14 protein-coding genes are annotated in these 15,426 nt (G+C 72.4%); 2 read left to right on the top strand and 12 right to left on the bottom strand.

Annotated features, from left to right (window positions below; all coding sequences use genetic code 11):
- Positions 1-79: 79 nt before the first annotated feature.
- The 5 genes from ACGFX4_RS32970 to ACGFX4_RS32950 all read right to left on the bottom strand — a co-directional run bounded on the left by ACGFX4_RS32970 (position 80) and on the right by ACGFX4_RS32950 (position 5,679).
- Complete coding sequence (locus tag ACGFX4_RS32970) at positions 80-904, bottom strand: putative RNA methyltransferase (protein WP_393082348.1); 825 nt, start codon at positions 902-904, stop codon at positions 80-82.
- A gap of 75 nt (positions 905-979) precedes the next feature.
- A complete protein-coding gene (locus tag ACGFX4_RS32965; protein ID WP_345697086.1) occupies positions 980-1,405 on the bottom strand; it encodes a fic family toxin-antitoxin system, toxin component in 426 nt (141 codons plus the stop codon).
- Positions 1,402-1,644 carry a toxin-antitoxin system HicB family antitoxin gene (locus ACGFX4_RS32960; RefSeq protein WP_345697087.1) on the bottom strand — a complete coding sequence of 81 codons (243 nt, stop codon included), beginning with the start codon at positions 1,642-1,644 and terminating at the stop codon, positions 1,402-1,404. The genes ACGFX4_RS32965 and ACGFX4_RS32960 overlap by 4 nt, the downstream gene beginning before the upstream one ends.
- 186 nt (positions 1,645-1,830) lie before the next feature.
- Positions 1,831-3,147, bottom strand: coding sequence for a class I SAM-dependent RNA methyltransferase (locus ACGFX4_RS32955; RefSeq protein WP_393082447.1), 1,317 nt, complete (start codon positions 3,145-3,147; stop codon positions 1,831-1,833).
- 450 nt (positions 3,148-3,597) lie between these two features.
- Entirely contained in the window at positions 3,598-5,679 is a 2,082-nt protein-coding gene (locus ACGFX4_RS32950) for an APC family permease (RefSeq protein WP_393082344.1), read from the bottom strand.
- 237 nt (positions 5,680-5,916) lie between these two features.
- On the opposite strand from ACGFX4_RS32950, the gene ACGFX4_RS32945 reads away from it, so the two are divergent.
- Both ACGFX4_RS32945 and ACGFX4_RS32940 read left to right on the top strand, forming a co-directional pair.
- Positions 5,917-6,585, top strand: coding sequence for a TrkA family potassium uptake protein (locus tag ACGFX4_RS32945; RefSeq protein WP_345697088.1), 669 nt, complete (start codon positions 5,917-5,919; stop codon positions 6,583-6,585).
- On the top strand, positions 6,585-7,262 hold the full coding sequence (locus ACGFX4_RS32940; RefSeq protein WP_393082340.1) for a potassium channel family protein: 678 nt from the start codon (positions 6,585-6,587) through the stop codon (positions 7,260-7,262). The genes ACGFX4_RS32945 and ACGFX4_RS32940 overlap by 1 nt, the downstream gene beginning before the upstream one ends.
- A gap of 53 nt (positions 7,263-7,315) precedes the next feature.
- Here ACGFX4_RS32940 and ACGFX4_RS32935 read toward each other — a convergent pair whose 3' ends face one another.
- The 7 genes from ACGFX4_RS32935 to ACGFX4_RS32905 all read right to left on the bottom strand — a co-directional run bounded on the left by ACGFX4_RS32935 (position 7,316) and on the right by ACGFX4_RS32905 (position 15,302).
- A complete protein-coding gene (locus ACGFX4_RS32935) occupies positions 7,316-8,077 on the bottom strand; it encodes a DUF3159 domain-containing protein (RefSeq protein ID WP_393082337.1) in 762 nt (253 codons plus the stop codon).
- The gene (locus ACGFX4_RS32930) at positions 8,074-8,484 is read right to left on the bottom strand and encodes an OB-fold nucleic acid binding domain-containing protein (protein ID WP_345697091.1); all 411 of its coding nucleotides are present in this window, start codon (positions 8,482-8,484) and stop codon (positions 8,074-8,076) included. The genes ACGFX4_RS32935 and ACGFX4_RS32930 overlap by 4 nt, the downstream gene beginning before the upstream one ends.
- A gap of 63 nt (positions 8,485-8,547) precedes the next feature.
- Positions 8,548-9,228: a response regulator gene (locus tag ACGFX4_RS32925; protein WP_393082334.1), complete on the bottom strand. Its 681-nt coding sequence runs from the start codon at positions 9,226-9,228 to the stop codon at positions 8,548-8,550.
- Positions 9,225-11,867, bottom strand: coding sequence for an ATP-binding protein (locus tag ACGFX4_RS32920; protein WP_393082331.1), 2,643 nt, complete (start codon positions 11,865-11,867; stop codon positions 9,225-9,227). The genes ACGFX4_RS32925 and ACGFX4_RS32920 overlap by 4 nt, the downstream gene beginning before the upstream one ends.
- Positions 11,868-11,964: 97 nt before the next feature.
- A complete protein-coding gene (locus ACGFX4_RS32915) occupies positions 11,965-12,939 on the bottom strand; it encodes a TolB family protein (RefSeq protein ID WP_393082328.1) in 975 nt (324 codons plus the stop codon).
- A gap of 90 nt (positions 12,940-13,029) precedes the next feature.
- The gene (locus ACGFX4_RS32910; RefSeq protein ID WP_393082325.1) at positions 13,030-14,481 is read right to left on the bottom strand and encodes a DNRLRE domain-containing protein; all 1,452 of its coding nucleotides are present in this window, start codon (positions 14,479-14,481) and stop codon (positions 13,030-13,032) included.
- A 167-nt stretch (positions 14,482-14,648) separates the two neighbouring features.
- On the bottom strand, positions 14,649-15,302 hold the full coding sequence (locus ACGFX4_RS32905) for a GPP34 family phosphoprotein (protein ID WP_393082323.1): 654 nt from the start codon (positions 15,300-15,302) through the stop codon (positions 14,649-14,651).
- Between the last annotated feature and the right edge of the window lie 124 nt (positions 15,303-15,426).

The raw sequence follows: 15,426 nt of genomic DNA, 5'->3' as shown, positions 1-15,426 counted from the left end.
CCCTAGCCACGCCCTGAGCTGCAGAAACGTGCCAGCCGAGGCTATTCACCCCAACGTGTGGCCGGCCCGACCGGCGCGCTCACCGGTACGTCGAAAGCCGCACCGAGCCGGTCACCTCGACCGGTTCCGGCAGGGCGTCGAGGGCGTCGGCGAGGCGCTGCGGATCGGTGTGCCACGCGTTCGGGCCCATCGCGACCACCGCCGCCGCGTCCGCCCGGGACAGCCGCAGGGTGAACTCCACCTCGACCTGCCCGGTCCGGGTCAGCCAGGGGCTGAGCTTCTCGTCGATCCGGCGTTCCTTGTCCTCGTCGACCGAGAGCAGGCCGAGGCCCGCGACCAGTTCGCGCAGGTGCCGGGAGGTCGGGGCGACCAGCAGCAGCCGTCCGCCCGGCCGCAGCACCCGGCGGATCTCCGGGCCGTTGCGCGGGGCGAAGACGTTGAGCAGCACGTCGGCGCTGTCGTCGAGCAGCGGCAGCGGGCGCCAGGCGTCGCAGACCACGGCGCCGATCCGCGGGTGCGCCTTGGCGGCGCGGCGCAGCGCGTACTTGGAGATGTCCAGGGCGGCGCCGGGCAGGTCGCCGCCGAGCGCGGTCAGCACGTGGGCCAGGTAGTGCCCGGTGCCCGCGCCGAGGTCCGCCACCAGGCCGTCCGCGCCGGCCGCCGCGTCCGCCAGTGCCTCGGCGATCGGCCGGTAGTGCCCGGCCGCCAGGAAGTCAGCCCGGGCGGAGACCATGTCGGCGGTGTCACCGGTGCCGGTGTGCGCGTCGCCCGCCAGCAGGCTGACGTACCCCTGCTTGGCCTGGTCGAAGCTGTGGCCGCGGGGGCAGCCCAGCGTCCGTCCGGCGAGTGCGAGCGGCTCCGCACAGTGCGGGCACGCCAGGTAGCGCTCGATGTCCTGCAGCAACGGTCGTCCTCGCACAATCCACGGTCAGGGGCACCCACACCCTAACCACAAGGGGAGCCCCTGACGTGACCGTGCTCAGTCCGCCTCGTTGCCGTCGTCGTCCTCGCCGACCTCCTCCTCCTCGGGCTCCTGGACGACCCACATGGCGAGCCGGTCGGCGACCCCGCTGACGCCGATCTTGCCTTCCCGGATCGCCCGGGCGAGGCTGCGCACCTCGCGCGCGGTGGTGGCGACGTTGCACCCGCTGGCCACCAGGTACGCGTACGCGACGGCGGTGGCGAACAGCTCGTTGCTGCGCTCCAGGGCGGGCACCCGGATGAGCTGGTGCATCAGGGCGGCGGCGCGGTCCTGCGGTTCGGGGTAGACCGCGATGTCGAAGATGGCCGCCTGGTGGCGGGTGACCGCGGCGAGGAGCGATCCGTAGTCGATGACCTGCGGATCACCCGGCGTGTACTGCTCTGCGGTCATCAGCAGCCACGAGAGGTCGACCTCAAGGTTCAACGGCGCACGTCCTGGCGGTCGCCGGTCGGTCCGTCGCCGAATTCGGCGAGGAAGGCGAGCTCGTGCTCCTTCATGAACTGGGCGGCGGTGTCGACGAAGTTCCGCCCCGCCTCGCCCATGTCGTGCTGCACGAGTCGTTCGATGTACTGGTTCATGCTGATCCCCTGCTGCTCGGCCCGCTCACGGGCCATCTCGGCGGTGGTCGCATCCACCCGGACGTTGAGCTGCTTCTTGGCCATGAATTCAAGCTAGCGCCGAAGCGCTAGCACAACAAGGGCGCATTCAGGTCGCCCCCCGCTCCCCACAGATGTCCGCTCACGCCCCGTCGGAAACCAGCCACCCACCGGCGACGACCGCAGCACCTTCGCGACACAAAGAACGGGCCCGGGGCGTGGTGCCCCGGGCCCGCTTTGGGCGGTGCGGTGTCAGGAGGCGACCGGCTCCAGGATGGCGACGCACTCGAAGTGGTGGGTCATCGGGAACAGGTCGAAGGCCCGCAGCGAGACGGGACGGTAGCCGCCCTCGCGGAAGAAGGCGAGGTCACGGGCGAGCGCGGCCGGGTCGCAGGCGACGTAGGCGATCCGGCGCGCCTCCAGGCCGGCGAGGTGGGCGACGGTCTCGCGGCCGGCGCCGGCCCGCGGCGGGTCGAGGACGATCAGGTCGGTGGAGGTGATGCCGGTGCGCGGCAGCAGGGTCTCCACCCGGTCGCACTCGATCCGGACGTTGTCCAGGGTGGCCAGGTTGTGCCGGGCGTCGACGACGGCCTGCTTGGCCGACTCGATGCCGAGCACCGCGCCGTCGTCGCCGACCCGCTCGGCGAGCGCGCCCGCGAACAGGCCGACGCCGCAGTACAGGTCGAGGGCGTTCTCGCCCCACTGCGGGTCGAGGCCGTCGAGAACGGCGGTGACCAGGGTGTCGGGCGCCTCGGGGTGGATCTGCCAGAAGCCGCCGTTGGAGACCCGCCAGGTGCGGCCGGCGGCCCGCTCGCGGACGAAGGTCCGGCCGTGGACGCGGTGGAAGAGGTCCTGCTCGTCGACCCGGGAGATGGAGACCGGCTGGTCGAGCTCGACCAGCGGCAGCTGCTCGCCGGGCACCGGCCGCAGCACGATCTGCCGGTCGGAGGAGCCGGAGGAGGCGATCGCCTCGATGGTGGCGACGCCGGTCCAGTCCCGCGCCTCGATGCCGAGCTCGGTGACGCCCTCGGAGGCGATCAGGCAGCGGTCGATCGGCTGGATGTCGTGCGAGCGGTGCTTGCGCAGGCCGACCGAGCCCTCCTCGTCGACCGCGTACTGCACCCGGGTGCGCCAGGCGGGCACCTCGCCGGCCTGGAGCTTGCCGCCGACCGGCTCGACCGAGCCGTCCCAGCCGGCCTCGGCGGGGGTGAGTCCGGCGAGCTTGGCGAGCTGCTCGGTGAGCACCTGCGCCTTGAGCTTGCGCTGTCCGCCGGGGGTGACGTGCTGCCAGTCGCAGCCGCCGCACTTGCCGGGCCCGGCGAACGGGCACGGCGCCGGGATGCGGTCCTTGGCGGCGTCCAGGATCTCCACCGCGTCGGCGCGCAGGAAGCGCGAGGTGGTGGTGCCCTCGGTGACCTGGGCGATCACCCGCTCGCCCGGCAGCGCGTGCCGGACGAACAGCACCCGGCCCTCGTGCCGGGCCACGCAGTGCCCGCCGCCGTGCGCGACCGGGCCGACCTCGACCTCGTACCGCTCGCCGACCAGCGGCTCGCCGCTGGGGGTGCGCATGGCGGGCTGGGCGGTGCGCACCGCCTTCGGCGGGCGCACGGCCTGCTTGCGCGCCGGTTTGCGCCCGGCCGCGCCTGCGCCCGCGCCGGAACCCGCACCAGCCCCCTTCTTGCCGGAGCCACCCGCAGAGCCGCCCTTGCCGGGAGCCGCGCCCTTGCTGGAAGCGGCACCCTTGCCGCCCGGAGCGCCGCCGCCGGCGGCCTTGCCCGGCCCCCCGTCGCGCGAGGGCCGGTCACGCTCCGGCCGGGCGGCGGGGCGGTCCTCGCCCGGTGCCAGCGGCGCGGTCTGGGCGGTCAGCCCCTCGCGGTCGGTGGCCGCGGGGCGGCTGGGCCGGTTGCTCCAGCGCGGGTGCGCCACCTGCCCCGGCTTGGCGCCGGAGGTGCGGCCGGAGCGGCCGGACCGGCCACCGGAGGAGCGGGGCGGGTTGTTGCGGGTCACGGGGCGGGTTCCTTACGCGTGCGGTGCGGTGGTGTCGTTGCCGTTGGAGCCGTCGGCACCCGGGGTGCCGGATGCGGCGGACGCGCCGGCCGTGGGCCGGTGCCTCGGCTCGCCGCGGCGCACGGCGCCCGGCGCGGACCATTCCTTCTGGGACTTGCGCCGCTCCGAGGACTCCAGCTGCCAGGGTACGGAAGTCACCATCACCCCGGGCTTGAACAGCAGGCGTCCCTTGAGTCGCAGCGCGCTCTGGTTGTGCAGCAGGTGCTCGTACCAGTGGCCGACGACGTACTCGGGGATGTACACCGAGACGACGTCGCGCGGGCTGGAGCGGCGCAGGTTCTTCACGTAGTCGAGGACCGGGCCGGTGATCTCGCGGTACGGCGAGTCGAGCACCTTGAGCGGCACCTCGATCCCGCGCTCGTCCCACTCGGCGCGCAGCGCGGCGGTGTCGACGGGGTCGACGTTGACGGTGACGGCTTCCAGCGTGTGGGCGCGGGCCAGCCGGGCGTACGCGAGGGCGCGCAGCGCGGGCTTGTGCAGCTTGGAGACCAGGACGACGGCGTGCACCCGGGTGGGCAGCACCACGTCGTCGGGCTCCTCGGCGGCGACCAGCTCGGCGGAGACCCGGTCGTAGTGGCGGCGGATCGCCTTCATCATCACGAACAGCACGACCATCAGGGCGATGGCGACCCAGGCGTGGGTGATCTTGGTGACCAGGACGACGATCAGCACGGCCATGGTCATCACCAGGCCGAAGGCGTTGATCGCCCGGCTGCGCTGCATGTGGGCGCGCTGCTTCGGGTCGGTCTCGGTCTTCAGGTGCCGGGTCCAGTGCCGGATCATGCCGGACTGGCTCATGTTGAAGGAGACGAAGACGCCGACGATGTACAGCTGGATCAGCCGGGTCGGGTCGGCGTTGAAGGCGACGATGAACAGGATCGCCACGCCGGCCAGCAGGATGATGCCGTTGGAGAAGGCCAGCCGGTCGCCGCGGGTGTGCAGCTGCCGGGGCAGGTAGCGGTCCTGGGCGAGGATCGAGCCGAGCACCGGGAAGCCGTTGAAGGCGGTGTTGGCGGCGAGCACCAGGATCAGGCCGGTCACCGCGGCGATGAAGTAGAAGCCGGGCGTGAAGTTCGAGAACACGGCCTCGCTGATCTGCGCCAGCGCGGTCTTCTGGTGGTAACCGGCGCCGGCGCCGACCAGCTGCTCGGCGGGCTCCTCGGCCATCTGGACGCCGGTCAGGCGGGCCAGCCAGATGATGCCCATGAACATCACCACGGCGATCGAAGCCATCAGCAGCAGCGTGGTGGCGGCGTTCTTCGACTTCGGCTTCCGGAAGGCCGGCACACCGTTGGAGATCGCCTCGACACCGGTGAGCGCCGCACAGCCCGAGGAGAACGCCTTCAGCAGCAGGAAGACCATCGCGAACCCGGCCAGCGAGTCGTTGCCCGGGGTCGCCTCCAGGTGGAAGGCGGAGGACTCGGCGGGCATGTCCTGCCCGAAGGCGTAGTGCCGGATCACGCCGTACCCGACCATGCCGATCACGCCGACCATGAAGGCGTACGTCGGTACCGCGAACGCGCTGCCGGACTCCCGGACGCCGCGCAGGTTCATCCCCATCAGCACCACGACGAGGACCACCGACAGCAGCATCTCGTGCCCGCGCAGCGCCGGTACCGCGGAGACCACGTTGGCCACGCCCGAGGTGGTGGACACCGCCACGGTGAGCACGTAGTCGACCATCAGAGCGCTCGCCACCACCAGGCCCGAGTTGGGGCCGTGGTTGACGGTGGCGACCTCGTAGTCGCCGCCGCCGCTGGGATAGGCGTGCACGTTCTGCCGGTACGAGGCGACCACCGCGAGCATCACGATGGCGACCACGACGCCGATCTGCCACGAGAAGTGGATCGCCGAGGCGCCGGCGATGGACAGGGTGAGCAGGATCTCCTCAGGGGCGTACGCCACGGAGGAGAGCGCGTCGGACGCGAAGACGGGCAGCGCGATGCGCTTGGACAGCAGGGTCTCCCCCAGCTTGTCGCTGCGCAGCGCGCGCCCGATCAGGATCCGTTTCGGAAGGTCGGCAGGCATAGGCACAGAGGAATCGTAGGGGCTGTCACCCCGCGCTCACCCCTCCGGTGCCCCCTCCGTCGCGACTGTGTTCGGTGGACCGGCTAGCGTGTCGGGTGTAAGGCAAGTGGGCAGCACCTGAGTTGCCCCTCGCGTCGGATCGCAGGCGCAGGCCACGACTCGCCCCCGAAAACGGGGGCACGGAAGGATGATGAGCGGTGTTTGCGCAGGTCATGTCCCCAACGGTTCGGGTGAGGTAGTCGCGTGCACATCGTCATCATGGGTTGCGGGCGCGTGGGCTCCGCCCTCGCGAGAGCGCTCGAGAAACAAGGCCACTCGGTCGCCGTGGTCGACCAGGACCCGACCGCGTTCCGCCGTCTGGGTTCCGGCTTCAACGGTGTCCGGGTCACCGGCGTCGGCTTCGACCAGGACACCCTGAAGGAAGCCGGCATCGAGGAGGCGGGCGCCTTCGCCGCCGTCTCCAGCGGTGACAACTCCAACATCATCGCCGCCCGGGTGGCCCGCGAGACCTTCGGCGTCGAGCACGTCGCGGCCCGCATCTACGACCCCCGCCGTGCCGAGGTGTACCAGCGCCTGGGCATCCCGACCGTGGCCACCGTCCGCTGGACCGCCGACCAGATGCTGCGCCGGCTGCTGCCGAGCGGCGCCGAGCCGCTGTGGCAGGACCCGTCCGGCTCCGTGCAGCTCGCCGAGGTCGCCTTCTCGCCCGCGTGGGTCGGGCACAAGACGGCCGCCCTGGAGGAGGCCGCCGGCGTCCGGGTGGCGTTCGTCACCCGCCTGGGCGAGGGCGTCCTGCCCAGCCCCCAGATGGTGGTGCAGGAGGGCGACCTGATCCACGTGATGCTGCGCCGTTCGGAGCTGACCTCGGTCGAGGCCGCCTTCGCCAAGGGCCCCGAGGAGGATGGTCACTGATGCGCGTAGCAATCGCCGGAGCCGGTGCGGTCGGCCGTTCGATCGCGGGTGAGCTGCTGGAGAACGGCCACGAGGTCCTCCTGATCGACAAGAACCCGAACTCCATCTCGGTGGAGCGGGTCCCGCTCGCCGAGTGGCTGCTGGCCGACGCCTGCGAGATCACCTCGCTGGACGAGGCCGCCCTGCAGCGCTGCCACGTGGTGATCGCCGCGACCGGTGACGACAAGGTCAACCTGGTGGTCTCGCTGCTCGCCAAGACGGAGTACGGGGTGCCCCGGGTCGTCGCCCGGGTGAACAACCCGAAGAACGAGTGGCTGTTCAACGAGTCCTGGGGCGTGGACGTCGCCGTCTCCACCCCGCGCCTGATGTCGGCGCTGGTCGAGGAGGCCGTGAGCGTCGGCGACCTGGTCCGCCTGATGCGCTTCAGCCAGGGCAACGCCAACCTGGTCGAGCTGACCCTGGCCGCCGACACCGAGCTGGTCGGCACCCGGGTCGGCGACGTCGACTGGCCGGTGGACACCGCGCTGGTCACCATCATCCGCGAGGGCCGCGTCCTGGTCCCGCGCAAGGACGACACCCTGGAAGGCGGCGACGAGCTGCTGTTCGTCGCCGCCCAGGAGCGCGAGGAGGAGCTGGAGACCCTGCTCTCGGCGGGCTCCGCGGGCTCGGCCGGCTGATCCGGCAGGGAACGACGGAAGAGGGCCGCACCCGACGGGTGCGGCCCTCTTCGTCATTCGTCCTCGTCGTCCAGCTGCGCCTTGATCGGCGGCGGCGCCTTCAGCAGGATCTGCCAGGTCACGTACATCGCCAGCAGCATCGGCGGGATGCCGAGCGCGACCTTCAGCCAGCCCAGCAGGTTGACGTTGTGGGTGAAGTAGAGCGGGAAGAGGATCAGCGGCTTGATGCCCATGATCACCACCCAGGCCCAGGTCGCCTTGGTGTACGCGGCGAGCCGGCCCGGGTTCTGCTTGCGCCAGGTGAACATCTCGCCGGTGACCGGGCCCAGCATCACGCCGATCATCGGCCAGCGGACCAGTGCGGAGACGGCCAGCGCCACGCAGTAGCCGACGTTCCACAGCAGGCCGGGCAGGTAGAAGTTCTCCGCCTTGCCGGTCTTCATGGAGATCCAGGCGCCCAGCGCCACGCCGAACACGCCGCTGAAGGCGTGCTGGATGGTCTCCCGCTTCGCCAGCCGCACCACGACGAAGACGCCGCACAGCGCCAGCGCGGACCACGCGGCGACGGACACCTTGTGGGTGATGTTGAAGGCGACGATGAAGACCAGACCCGGCAGGGTCATGTCGATCATGCCGCGGACACCGCCGAAGGCCTGCAGGATGCTCTGCGCGGCCTCGTGCGAGGCGGCCTTGTCGGCGGCCTCCCGCTCGGCGGCGGTCATCGCGGACCGGTCGGTGCCGGACCGATCGGTGCCGGGCTGGTCGGTGCTGGACTGGTCGGCGGCCCGGTGGGCGGCCTCGGCCTCGTGGGTCACGCTGATTCGCTCCCGTGTCCGACCGGACGCAGCTCGTAGCGGGGGTTGAACAGCACGCGGCGCCCGCGTGCGTGGCTGATCCGGCCGGTGGCGATGAGCCGGCGGCCCGGCTCTATCCCGACGATCTCGCGTCGGCCCAGCCAGACCACGTCCAGCGCGTCCGACCCGTCGAACAGCTCCGCCTCCAGGGCGGGAACGCCGGCCCGCGGGCGCAGCGTGACGGCGCGCAGGGTGCCGGCCACGGTGACCACCTCGCGGTCGCCGCAACGGGCGATCGGGGTGCAGCCCGACTCCGCCGTGTCCTGTCGCAGCTCCTCCGCCTCCAGCTCCTCCGACGAGGTCGTCAGCCGGTCGAGCATGCGGCGGAAGCGGCCCTTCGGCTGCTCGCTGCTGTTGTCACCACTCATGCCGGAAGGGTACCGGTTTCCACGCCGCCGACGGCAGAGCAACTGGTCCCGGCGGCGGTGCCCTCACGGCTCGAAGCGGTAGCCCATGCCCGGCTCGGTGATGAAGTGCCGCGGGTGCGAGGGGTCCGCCTCCAGCTTGCGGCGCAGCTGTGCGAGGTAGACCCGCAGGTAGTTGGTCTCCTTGCGGTACGCGGGGCCCCAGACCTCCTGGAGCAGCTGGGTCTGGCCGACCAGTCGGCCGGCGTTGCGGACCAGCACCTCCAGCAGGTGCCACTCGGTCGGAGTGAGGCGGATGTCCGCGCCGTCCCGGTTGACCTTCTTCGCCGCCAGGTCGACGGTGAAGGTCTCGGTGGCCACCACCGAGCCGTCCTCGCCGGCCACCGGCTCCGCCCGGCGGACCGCCGCCCGCATCCGGGCCAGCAGTTCGTCCATCCCGAACGGCTTGGTGACGTAGTCGTCGGCGCCCGCGTCCAGCGCCTCGACCTTCTCGTCGGAGGCGTGCCGGGCCGACAGCACGATGATCGGCACCCGGGTCCAGCCGCGCAGGCCGCGGATCACGTCCACGCCGTCCATGTCGGGCAGGCCCAGGTCGAGCACCACCACGTCGGGGTGGCGGGCGGCCGCCAGCTCCAGCGCGCTCGCACCGTCGTGGGCGGAGTCCACCTCGTACTTGCGGGCCTTGAGGTTGATCACCAGGGCGCGGACGATCTGCGGTTCGTCGTCCACGACGAGGACCCGGGTCATACGGGATCCGCCTTTCGCTCTCGGTCGATGTCGGAAGGGCCGGCGGGGTCGGAGGGGCCGGCGGAGTCGGCGGGGTCGGCCCGGTCGGAGGGGCCGGCGGCGTCGGGAAGGCCGGCGACCGGCAGCGAGACCACCATGGTCAGGCCGCCGCCCGGGGTGTCCTCGGCGGTCACGGTGCCGTCCATCGCCTCGGCGAAGCCGCGCGCCACCGCCAGGCCCAGCCCCACCCCGGCACCGCGCGGCGCGTCGCCGTACCGCTGGAACGGCGCGAAGATCCGCTCCCGGGCGTCCTCCGGGACACCGGGGCCGCGGTCCACGATCCGCAGCTCCACCCGGACGCCGCCGCCAGGCGTGCGCAGCAGGTCGGCCTTGACCAGCACCGGCGAGCCGGGCGGGCTGTACTTCACCGCGTTCTCCACCAGGTTGCCGAGCGAGCGCTCCAGCAGCCCGGCGTCGGCCAGCACCATCGGCAGGCTCTCCGGCACGTCGACCGTGACCGCCCCGGCGGCCACCCCGCCGAGCGCGTACGGCACCACCTCGTCCAGGTCGGTGGGCCGGATCAGCGGGGTGACCGTACCGGTCTGCAGCCGGCTCATGTCCAGCAGGTTGTTGATCAGGTGGTCGAGGCGGTCGGCGCCGGACTCGATCCCGGCCAGCAGCTCCGCCTCGTCCTCCTCGTCCCACTCCACGTCCACCGCGCGCAGCGAGGTGACGGCGGCCTTGATGCCCGCGAGCGGGGTCCGCAGGTCGTGCGAGACGGCGGCCAGCAGCGCCGTGCGGATCCGGTTGCCCTCGGCCTCGCGTCGGGCCGCGGCCGCCTCGTCGGCCAGCCGCCGGTGCTCGACCAGCACCGCGGCCTGCGCGGCGAACGCCCCGAGCAGCCGCCGGTCCGCGGCCGGCAGCACCCGGCCGGTCAGCACCAGGGCCAGTGTCGACCCGGCCGGGGCCGCCGCCTGCCCGTCGTCCGGGTGCTCCGGCGGGTGCGGGCCGCTCACCGCGAGCGGGTGCCACGGGTCGAACTCGTGCCGCCGCTCCAGCAGCGCCACCGACTCCTCCTGGAAGGTCTCCCGGACCTGGTCCAGCAGCGCGGCCAGCATCCCCTCCCCGTCCGGGGCGCCGCGCAGCACCGTACCGGCCAGCACGCTCAGGGTCTGCGCCTCGGCCTGGCTGCGGGCCGCCTGCTGGCTGCGCCGGGCGGCCGTGTCGACCACCGTGGCGACGGCGATGCCGACCGCGCAGAAGATCGCCACCGCGGCGATGTTCTCCGGCTCGGCGATGGTGAAGGTGTGCAGCGGCGGCGCGAAGAAGTAGTTGAGGGTCGCCGACCCGACCAGCGCCGATCCGATCGCCGGGAACAGTCCGCCGACCAGCGCCGCGCACACCGTCAGCGACAGGAAGAGCAGCATGTCGGTGGGCAGCCCCACCCCGCGGTAGTGGGTGAGCAGCAGCGCCAGCAGCACCGGCCCGGCCACTCCGATCAGCCAGCCCGCCACCGTCCGGGTCCGGCCCAGGTCGGTGACCTTCCGGATCGGGATCCGGCCCAGGCCGCGGGCCGCCTGCTCGTGGGTGACCATGTGGACGTCGATGTCCCCGCAGTCCCGGATCACCGTGTGCCCGACCCCCGGGCCGGACAGGTAGTGCCGCACCTTCCGCCGGCTGGTGCCCAGCACGATCTGCGTCGCGTTCACGCCCCGTGCGAAGTCCAGCAGCCCGGCCGCCGGTTCCTCGCCCAGTACCGTGTGGAACGACCCGCCGAGGCTCTCCACCAGCACCCGCTGCTCGATCAGCGCCTGCGAGGACGACCCGGCCAGCCCGTCCGACCGCGCGATGTGCACCGCCAGCAGCTCACCGCCGGAGGCCCGGGCGGCGATCCGCGCGGCCCGGCGGACCAGCGTCGCGCCCTCCGGCCCGCCGGTCAGGCCCACCACGATCCGCTCCCGCGCCTGCCAGGTCCCCTTGATGCCCTGCTCGGCCCGGTAGCGCTGCAGGTACTCGTCGACCCGGTCCGCTGTCCACAGCAGCGCCAGCTCGCGCAGCGCCGTCAGGTTCCCCGGCCGGAAGTAGTGGGCGAGCGCCGCGTCGACCTTGTCCGGCGCGTACACGTTGCCGTGCGCCAGCCGCCGGCGCAGCGCCTGCGGGTCCATGTCGACCAGCTCGACCTGCTCGGCCCGGCGCACCACCTCGTCCGGCACCGTCTCGCGCTGCCGGATGCCGGTGATCCCCTCGACCACGTCGCCCAGCGACTCCAGGTGCTGGATGTTCACCGTGGAGACCACGTCGATCCCGGCCGCCAGCAGCTCCGCGACGTCCTGCCAGCGCTTGGCGTTCCGGCTGCCCGGCACATTGGTGTGCGCCAGTTCGTCGACCAGCGCCACCGCGGGCCGGCGGGCCAGCACCGCGTCCAGGTCCATCTCGGTGAACTCGGCACCGCGGTGCCGCATCGCCTTGCGCGGCACGGCCTCCAGCCCGTCCAGCAGCCCGGCGGTCAGCGCCCGGTCGTGGTGCTCCACGAAGCCGACCACCACGTCGGCGCCGCGCGAGCGGCGGCGGTGCGCCTCGGAGAGCATCGCGTACGTCTTGCCGACGCCGGGAGCCGCCCCGAGGAAGATGCGCAGCCTGCCGCGCGCCGTGTCCGCCATGCCTCCGAGACTACGGGCAGTTGTCCTCATATCCGCTGATCAGACCGGTCCGCCCGGCTTTTTAGCGCCTTCTTGACGGCCGACGGGGCCGAACGCGTCAGTCCACCGCGGCCGGCGAGTTCGCCTCCGGCACCAGCAGCCTCGGCTCACCGCCGCCGTCCGCCGACACCGCCCAGATGTCGTTCACCCCGTCACTGCGCTGCAGCGCGTACCCCAGCGTGCCGCCGTCCAGCCACGCCGCCTGGTCGTCCACACTGCGCCGCTCGGCCGAGTTGGTCACCCGCATCGACGCCAGGTCCAGCACCGACAGCCGCCACCCCTTCGCCGGGTCGCCGTCCACCGCCTGCTTGAACGCGATCCGCGTCCCGTCCGGGGAGAGCGAGGGGCACTCGACGTTCTCCGCCACCGTGCGCACCGTACGGGCCGCCAGGTCACCCTCCACCAGGTACCGCCGGCCGTCGGTGGACATCGTGGCGTAGAACCGGTTGTCGTCCCGGGCGAAGGTGACGCCCCAGAAGTTCAGGTCCGCCGCCCGGTACGGCCGCCCGTCCCGAACCACGGCGAAGCCCTCCAACGACTCCACCAGCCCACCGGTCCGGGTGTCCAGGATCCCGGTCTGCGTCGCGAATCCCCCGGCCGCGTACGAGTGCCCGCCGACGAACAGCGTCCACGCCACCATCCGGCCGCTCGCCGACACCCGGGTCCGGTTCGGGAACCCCGCCAGCGGGACCGAACGCCGCTCGTGCAACCCCGCGTCCAGCACCACCATCCGGGTCGTCCCGAGCACCCCGACCGGCGTCAGGCACACCACCGTGTCGGCGGCCGCGTACGCCCGGTCGCACTCCAACGCGCCGACGCTCCGCGGCCCGCCCGGGTCGCTGCGCGCGAGCGTGGACAGCCGTCCGTTGCTCAGCACCTGCAGCCGGGCACCGGTCGCCATCTCCCCCACCGGCACCGGCGCGCCCTTCGCACTCTGCGCGCTCCACCGCACGTACCCCACCGCCACCCCGGCCAGCAGCACCGTCGCCACCAGCACGACCAGCACGCGCCCGCGACTGCTCAGAGCGGTCAAGACTCCTCCTCCCCGGCCCACCCGACGTCCCCGGACCGCCAGCTGCCGGACCGCGCGAAGCGGTCCGGCAGCCGGCGGGATGAGTGAGCGTCAGTGGCAGCTGTTGGTGCCGCTGTCGTTGTACGTCTTGCCCGCCTCCGGGACGAACTGCCAGTCGTAGCTGTTGGCGTGCAGGGTGAACTTGAGCACGCCGTAGGTGTCGCTGTTGCGCGCCTCGCTGTTGGGCTGGATCGTGCCGAAGCCGTAGTGGCTTGCACCGCCCATGCCCGCGACGAAGTGCCGGATGCCGCGCGCGCTGTCCGCCGCGCCGCTCGGGTTCATCGGCGCGAAGCGCTCGTACTGGTGGTTGTGGCCGGTGACCACGACGTCCGCGTTGTAGTCGTACAGCGCCTGGACCAGCGGGCCGGTCGAGGTGCTCGGCGCGTGGTTGGCGCCCGAGGTGAACCGCGGGTGGTGCCAGTAGGCCAGGGTGCACGGCTTGGTGCTCGCCGCGAGGTCAGCCCGCAGCCACTGCTCCTGCACGGAGCCGGCCGCCATCGCGATGTTGGAGTTCAGCGCCACCACGTGCCAGTTGCCCAGGTCGTAGGAGTAGTACCCCTTCGACGGGTCGCCCGCGGACGCACCGAAGTACCCGTAGTACCCGGTCGCCCCGGCCGTGTTGTAGTCGTGGTTGCCCGGCGCCGGCTTGGTCCGCGCCTTGTGGCGGCCCCAGGTCGGCTCGTAGTAGGAGTTGAACTCCGCCGTCGTACCGCTGTCGTAGACGTTGTCGCCCGCGGTGAAGACCGTGCCCGGGATGCCGTCCAGCAGCGCGGCCGTCGTCGAGTCGCCCGAACCGGAGTTGGCGATGTCGCCCGCGCCCACCAGCACCGGGTCGCCGCTCGGCGGCGTGGTGCTCGGCGAGGGGCTGGGGCTGGCCGTCGGGCTCGCGGAGGCGGTCGGGCTCGGGCTGGGGCTCGGCGTCGCCCCCGTGGTGATCACCAGCTGCGGGGCCGTCGCGCCGCTCTCCCGCGAGTCGTAGTCCGCCCCGTCCGAGCTGGCCGAGGTGACACCGATGCTGAAGCTGCCGTTGCCAATGACGTACGAGGTCACGTCGATCTCGTACCACTTGTTCCGGACGACCGCGCCCAGCGAACCGAGCGTCGCCCCATCCACGGCGGGCTGCGCGTTCCACGTCACGCCCGTCTCGGACCAGGTGTTGCTCGACACCGCCTTGAACGTGCCGCCGCTCGGGCTGGCCGCACCGGCAACGTCGTCCGTGTGGACCCGCAGCTTCGCCGACACCACGGGCGCGGCCAGGCCGGCCACGTCGAACCGCAGAAACGTCCGCTTCACCGGGCTGTTGTCTACGCCGAGCTGCGACGAGGTACCGAAGTTGGTGGTGGGCGAGCCGTTGTCCACGTACGTGTCCGCGACCGGCGTGAACGTGGCGGAGGTGGCGGCCGCGGCCGTCGGGGAGGCACCCGAGAGCGTGTTCACCACGACGGCGGTCGACGTCAGTGCAGCGACGACGGCCACGGCGACGGCGGTCCTTCTGGTAAGCATGGTTGATCACCCTTCGCGTTCGGACATGAGCGGAGTGGTGCAGCGACGAACGCTAGGGACGCCGTACGGCGACCCGGTGATGAACGGCGCATCAACTCATGGCACGCGGGTGAACGTAAAGAAATAGCAAAGTCCGCCGCCGGGCGAGGCCGGCGGCACCGGGCGGATCAGCCTCCGCCCATCCCGCCCTGGGCCGCCACCATCGTCAGGCCGAGCCCACCGACCGCCTTCGCCAGGCCCGGCGCCCGCTCGCCGATCCGCTCCGTGAACGCGGCGATCCGCTCGGCGTTGGCCTTCCGCTCCTTCCCGGACACCACCAACCGCACCCGGCCGTGGGCGGCCAGCGCCGCCAGCACCGCATCCCCGAACCCCACCCCGTCGACCGGCGACCCCCCGCGCACCACCTCGGCCACCCGCACCTGAAGATCCAGCGCCTCCCGCGGGTCCGCCATCGCCACCGCCCGCTGCGCCACCACCGGCCCGTACGGATCACGGTCCGCCATGGTCACCACGCCGAGCATCGCCAACCGCTGCTCGACCGCCTCCAGCGTCTCGTCCCGCCCACGCCGGATCCACGACTTCCACCGCCGCGACCGGCCGGCCAACTCCGCCAGCACCCCGTCCAACACCCGGTCATCGGTCGCCTCGGCGGACACCACCTCCACGCGTCCCGCCCCGCCCTCGACCACCGCACCCCGCTCCGCAAGCTCCGCCAACACGGCAGCCCGCACCAGGAAGCCGGCCCGAGTGCGGTCCTCCAACGACTGGGCCCGGGTGTCGAAGGCCAGCAAGTACGTGTCCAGATGCAGTCCACGGCTCATGCCATCGACGATACGGCGGACCATTCGCCCCGCAAACGCAAGAAAGCCCCTCCCGGAACCCGGGAGGGGCTTTCTCTGAAAGATTGTTCGGCGGCGTCCTACTCTCCCACAGGGTCCCCCCTGC

This window comes from Kitasatospora sp. NPDC048365 (genome assembly GCF_043200835.1).
GTDB classification, from domain to species: Bacteria; Actinomycetota; Actinomycetes; order Streptomycetales; family Streptomycetaceae; genus Kitasatospora; species Kitasatospora terrestris.
The sequence above is the reverse complement of the archived record's forward strand: the minus strand, read 5'-3'. Positions and strand labels throughout refer to the sequence as shown.

Bases quoted from the DNA above. Each gene is read 5' to 3' on its own strand.
- ACGFX4_RS32905 (WP_393082323.1), bottom strand. From the start codon at position 15,302: ATGAGCCGTGGACTGCATCTGGACACGTACTTGCTGGCCTTCGACACC.
- ACGFX4_RS32930 (WP_345697091.1), bottom strand. From the start codon at position 8,484: ATGAGTGGTGACAACAGCAGCGAGCAGCCGAAGGGCCGCTTCCGCCGC.
- ACGFX4_RS32955 (WP_393082447.1), bottom strand. From the start codon at position 3,147: ATGCGCACCCCCAGCGGCGAGCCGCTGGTCGGCGAGCGGTACGAGGTC.
- ACGFX4_RS32940 (WP_393082340.1), top strand. From the start codon at position 6,585: ATGCGCGTAGCAATCGCCGGAGCCGGTGCGGTCGGCCGTTCGATCGCG.
- ACGFX4_RS32925 (WP_393082334.1), bottom strand. From the start codon at position 9,228: ATGACCCGGGTCCTCGTCGTGGACGACGAACCGCAGATCGTCCGCGCC.
- ACGFX4_RS32920 (WP_393082331.1), bottom strand. From the start codon at position 11,867: ATGGCGGACACGGCGCGCGGCAGGCTGCGCATCTTCCTCGGGGCGGCT.
- ACGFX4_RS32960 (WP_345697087.1), bottom strand. From the start codon at position 1,644: ATGGCCAAGAAGCAGCTCAACGTCCGGGTGGATGCGACCACCGCCGAG.
- ACGFX4_RS32910 (WP_393082325.1), bottom strand. From the start codon at position 14,481: ATGCTTACCAGAAGGACCGCCGTCGCCGTGGCCGTCGTCGCTGCACTG.